General features: G+C 34.2%; 3 protein-coding genes. 1 reads left to right on the top strand and 2 read right to left on the bottom strand.

What is annotated here, in order from left to right; genetic code table 11:
- Nucleotides 1-169: 169 nt before the first annotated feature.
- A complete protein-coding gene (locus GSA01S_RS09635; RefSeq protein WP_066127011.1) occupies nucleotides 170-1327 on the bottom strand; it encodes an O-antigen ligase family protein in 1158 nt (385 codons plus the stop codon).
- Between the two features lie 177 nt (nucleotides 1328-1504).
- Between GSA01S_RS09635 and GSA01S_RS09630 the strand changes: the two genes are divergently transcribed.
- Nucleotides 1505-2722: a D-alanyl-D-alanine carboxypeptidase family protein gene (locus tag GSA01S_RS09630; RefSeq protein WP_066127008.1), complete on the top strand. Its 1218-nt coding sequence runs from the start codon at nucleotides 1505-1507 to the stop codon at nucleotides 2720-2722.
- 340 nt (nucleotides 2723-3062) lie between these two features.
- Here the strand turns inward: GSA01S_RS09630 and GSA01S_RS09625 are convergent, their stop codons facing one another.
- Nucleotides 3063-3491, bottom strand: coding sequence for a pyridoxamine 5'-phosphate oxidase family protein (locus GSA01S_RS09625; RefSeq protein ID WP_066127005.1), 429 nt, complete (start codon nucleotides 3489-3491; stop codon nucleotides 3063-3065).
- Nucleotides 3492-3584: the final 93 nt, after the last annotated feature.

The raw sequence follows: 3584 nt of genomic DNA, 5'->3' as shown, positions 1-3584 counted from the left end.
ACTGCGCTTTGAATTAAATAGAAATGCTTGAGCAGAATTTAAAAAGTTTTTGCCCAGCCTCCCTCGATCGCCGTTTGATGACACTCAATTATGACGCCATTAAATAAAAAAATGAGACTAGGAAGAAATCATTTAAGTATCTTCCCAATCTCATCGACTATTTTTAATTTTATTTCGTTTGATAATCAAATGCTTCAATCGGTGAGGATGCAATTAAAAGAAAGACATATCCCGTTTGAAGCCATACAATCGATACGTCCATTAAACCATGAACCAAAACCAATACTCCCATCGCCATTAATAAGGCTAAATCTTTCTTCTTAGATGGTTCTCTTAATTGTTCTATTAAAGTACGAACAAAAGGCGTTAAGGCATTTACAAAAATTAATAAGCCGAAAATTCCGTAATTAGCTAAAAAGTCTATCAATATTTGATGCGAATGCATGTCTGCTTCATTCGTTACTAAATAATAGAAATTTATATATGCTAAAGGACCTCTTCCAGTTAGTGGTCGCGTCTTAAATATTGCCCATCCATTAGACCAAATCATAAAGCGATCTTCGAAACCGTAAGCTAATGACTCAAAACGTGGGAAAATACTTGGGTTTAAAATAATCACCACTAATCCCACTATACCCAGCGTTAAAAACACTATTGCGATACGGCGATAATTAAACCACAATATCACAAAAGCACCAATTAAAACCGTTGGAATCAACATTCTCGATGCAGTTAAAATAACTGAAATACTATTTAAGGATAGAATTAATAAAACGAGAGCATATTCCCATTTGTTTTTGGCAATAGTAAACCAATAAATAGTAATCACCATCGCCATCACGATATAGAGCCCGAAATAGTTAGCATTAAAGAAGAAAGACTCGGCTCTAAATTGAGGACTTGCATCAGTTATTATATAAGTCCAAGGTAATGAACGCTCTTGAATAAATTTAACATAAGTACTTATTGCATGTATACTTATCAGGCCACTCTCAATACTCAAAATCTTCATTAATAAGACAAACAAATCACGCTTTATAATTTGGCGATAAACCCAAAAGAATAATGCAAATAATAAAAAACCTAGTGGAAGTAGAGCACCTAAAAAATTATAATTCAATAATGCAACCACTTCTGCATATACAAAAAAAACCAACCAGGGTGATAATGTCTTTAAAATTTCTATTAAACTATCGCGTTTTTGATACATTAAAATCATCAAAATTATGAATATTATCGGACCGCTAATGAAAAATGGCAGTACAATACTCATAGTTGCATAAATTAAGAGACGTTCTGGTAAAGTATATCGGGTCAGTAATTTCATAGTAACACCTCCAGAAGCACAATGTTTAAAATTATATATACATTATATAATACTAGCATAATCATGACTATTAATTGTGAAGTTTTTTTGAAAAATTAGAATTTTTTCTAACTTTATGCCACATTTTGTCTTTTATTTGCTATAATTATTAGGGACTATTACTAAGGAGGATTTATTTTGAATTTAACATCCAAATTTTCTAAATATCTACTAACATTTTTAACATTATCCATGATTAGCGGACCGATTGGCGTTTCTGCACAAGTATCAAAAACCCCCATCTTAAGCGGCGATGTACCCGTTATTGAAGAGACTGACCCCTATGTATTACCCGAGGATTACCCTCAAGACATCTTAGATTGGTACGCCTCCAATATTGACGCTCGTTCTTACGTGGTAATGGATGGTGAAACAAATCGTGTATTAGCTGAACAAAAAGCCAATACGCGTTATCCTATCGCTTCTATGTCAAAAGTTGCGTCAATATATTTAGTCTACCAAGCTATTAAAGACGGAAAATTGAAAATGGATGACAAAATTGAAATCCCTCAAGCAATTGAAGATAATATGTCATTTAATCCTGAAATGTCAGCCATGGGATTATATGGTGGGGTTGAGTATACCGTGAAAGACTTAATTTACGGTGTTATGTTATTATCAGGTAACGACGCAACATCTGCTTTAATGTGGCACCTATATGGTTCAGAACAAGAAGGTGTTAAAGCGATTCGCGAATTATTAACGTCTTGGGGCATGACCAACTTTGAATTTTATACTGTTTCTGGTATTCCAAATCAATATATCCCAGAAGATTGGTGGATTGAAGGTTCAGTTGCCGAAAATGAAAATCAAATGACTGCTTCTGATGTTGCATTGATGGCACAACATATTGTACATGACTTCCCTGAAGTTTTGGAAGTGACGAGCGCGGATAGTTATGTCGCACAAGAAGGGACAGAATATGAAGTTGTCATGTCAAATCCTAATCAATTATTACCAGGTGGCGCATACGAACGAGCAGAAATCACCGGCTTAAAATCTGGTATGACTGATGCAGCAGGTAAAAACTTTGTCGCTACTGGTAAAGAAAACGGTCGTGAAATCTATGTCGTTGTGATGGGATTATTTGATACCGCAGAAATGGTGATGAGTACTTTTTGGGAAGTTGAAATTTTACTAGATAAATTAGCAGAATATCCCGAGCTATATAAAAATGAAGGTTTGCCTGTTAATCAACACGAAAAACCTGTAGAAGAAGAAACTACCGTTGATGGTGAAACCGCTCAAAGCGATGAAATCGAATCGTTGATTAAAGAACACGGTATTCCAAATGAAAACCGTCGTGATAATCCGATTACAAACTTTATGAAAGATATTTTTAATTTCTTTAAATAAAACTATATAGTTAAAGCTCCTCAATCGACTTGAGGAGCTTTTTATTTACATAAACATAAAATGAGTGAACAAGAAGCTAGGCAAAAATTAAAAAAATTGATAAATCTAATCTCTTTAGTTTATTATGCAGTGGTTGAGTAATTTCAAGCTGCGCTGGGGTAAACAGACGAAGCGAAAACCAATCGATTTTCTACTTCTGGCCAACTCCCTCAATACCCACTCCCAAGCTAATATTGAGTATGTACAAAATATTTCTGACATAACATCACTTTATGATACTCGGGCATCGTCTAATAACCGTTTAATCTTGTTCTAGTCTCTATCGTTAGTCCTAAATCCATTATTTTCCAATGGTAAAGGTGTATTTATGCCCTTGGGTTAAACTTTGATAAAACCCATCTGCTTCATACATTTGAAATACTTGCACAGCTGCAACATCACTTTCATTAGGATAAACGTGTTTAACGAACGGATTATCTTTTAAAACTTCTTCTAGGCCTTCTCGACCGATTTCTTTTACTTTCCCTTCGATACGAATCACTTGAATTAAATAATCATCTTGCTTCAACGCTGTAATCGCAACATTTTGATTTCCTTGTAATTGCTTATAAAAATTAGTCTTTGGACTCGTCATAAAGAAAATTCCTTTTTCATTGGCTACCCCAACATTAATATAACGAGCATGTGGTTTGCCTTCAGCATCTACTGATGAGAATACTGCCGCTTTAATATCATTTTGTAAAATTGCTAAAATATCTTCTACTTGCATCAGATGCACCCCTATCTAAATATTACGTTAAATTAATTATACCACATTCCAGATAAAAGCGATATCATTATCAAGAAATGATAGTGTCAATTT

Source organism: Globicatella sanguinis NBRC 15551, from assembly GCF_001552295.1.
Taxonomy (GTDB): Bacteria; Bacillota; Bacilli; order Lactobacillales; family Aerococcaceae; genus Globicatella; species Globicatella sanguinis.
The sequence above is the reverse complement of the archived record's forward strand: the minus strand, read 5'-3'. Positions and strand labels throughout refer to the sequence as shown.

Bases quoted from the DNA above. Each gene is read 5' to 3' on its own strand.
- GSA01S_RS09635 (WP_066127011.1), bottom strand. From the start codon at position 1,327: ATGAAATTACTGACCCGATATACTTTACCAGAACGTCTCTTAATTTAT.
- GSA01S_RS09625 (WP_066127005.1), bottom strand. From the start codon at position 3,491: ATGCAAGTAGAAGATATTTTAGCAATTTTACAAAATGATATTAAAGCG.